A 310-nucleotide genomic window follows, 5' to 3' on the forward strand; every position below is an offset into this window, starting at 1 on the left:
TGTTCGAAGTTACCGCCCGCGGCGCTGTCGATGGTCACGCTAACGGTCGAGCCGTTGTTGTAGACGTCGTTCGCCGGGGTCTGGAAGTCGATGCTGCCCTGGGTCTTGCCTGCTTCAACGGTGATGACCTGACCGTTGGACAAGGTCACGGTGACCGGAGTCTGAGCCGGATTGGTCAGGGTCACGGTGTAAGTGATGACACCGCCTTCGGTGACCGAAGGACTCGCGGTCAAGGTCGCGGTAGTGGTGTCGATCGAATCATTGATCGTCGTTACAGCTGGCGTCGGGTTAGGCGTCAGCTGCTCGAAGT

1 protein-coding gene is annotated in these 310 nt (G+C 59.7%); it reads right to left on the reverse strand.

The window, feature by feature from the left end; all coding sequences use genetic code 11:
* The coding region (locus FS777_RS21525; RefSeq protein ID WP_178091314.1) for an immunoglobulin-like domain-containing protein at positions 1 to 310 on the reverse strand (310 nt) is incomplete at both ends.

This window comes from Pseudomonas sp. DE0157 (assembly GCF_007678615.1).
Taxonomy (GTDB): Bacteria; Pseudomonadota; Gammaproteobacteria; order Pseudomonadales; family Pseudomonadaceae; genus Aquipseudomonas; species Aquipseudomonas parafulva_B.